This is a genomic window from Prevotella sp. OH937_COT-195 (genome assembly GCF_003932845.1).
Lineage (GTDB): Bacteria > Bacteroidota > Bacteroidia > Bacteroidales > Bacteroidaceae > Prevotella.
In genome coordinates this window covers 1-1,048 of record NZ_RQZH01000079.1, presented here as the reverse complement: position 1 = coordinate 1,048, position 1,048 = coordinate 1, and the positions used below count along the sequence as shown (strand labels likewise).

1 pseudogene is annotated in these 1,048 nt (G+C 24.4%); it reads left to right on the top strand.

Going from position 1 to position 1,048, the window contains the following annotated elements:
• Positions 1-195 (top strand): annotated as a pseudogene (locus EII32_RS11305) (hypothetical protein); the annotation flags it as partial.
• Between the last annotated feature and the right edge of the window lie 853 nt (positions 196-1,048).

Below are 1,048 nucleotides of genomic sequence, written 5' to 3'. Positions count from 1 at the left end.
CACATTATGAATAACAAATTAATATATTTTAAGAAGAAATTTATTATGGCAGAGAACGAAAATAACAAGATGTCATATGAAGAAGATGGTCAAAAAGGTGGAGAACAAACAGCAAAAAATCATGATAAGGAATTTTACCAAGAAATTGGTGGAAAAGGTAGAAAATCCAACTCTGATGACAACAATAATAAATAATTGTTAATCTTTTGCAGTCAGGATTTAGTTATATTAATATATAGTAGCGCCTAGATATTACATATTTTAAGCGCTTAACGATGAATCTATTAAATTGAGGAGTAACTTTTTAAGTTACTCCTCCTTTTTTAGAGATGTAAGCGAAAAAGATTTCTGAGTAACAATTTAAGTTTTATATCCTAATAACTAAACTGATATAAATTATTTATAATAAAAAAGTCTTTAGTAAGTCATATTAACTTACTAAAGACTTCTTGAAGATCATAAATTTAAAATTTTTAAAATATAAAAACTTATACGTTAAATAAAAATAAAGGATACATATAAACTGTAGCATATATAAATAATCACGTCGATAAAAGTCGAACTAAAAGTTTTAAAGCCTTTTAGCATTGTTCAATTTTAGACATTATAAAGTTTCTAAAAAGTAAAGCTTTAGTTTTTATTGTTTAGTTAAATGAAAAGTGATTAAAACACTCTTTTTGCTAATAGTAAGATAGAAGACATACTAAGAACTATTAAAAAGCCTTTAGCAAGCTATTAAAGATTACTAAAGACTTTTAGAAAAGAAAATTGTTGTAAAAAAATTTATATATCATTTAGTTATTTAGTATCTCTTTATTACAACACAAAAATACTAATGTTTCGAATAACAAGTTTTTAAGAAAGATCCAAGTTATTTATTTTGGGACTTTTTTTATTCTTTCCAATCTTCTTCTAATGATCTTTTAAAAGCTTCTCTTTTTTCTTCAAACTTAGCTCTTTCTTCTTCTGACATGTCTTCATTTGTATTTTTGTTTGTTCTATTATTTAACCATTTAGGTGTTTTCTCCTTAGAAAGTCGGACAATGTT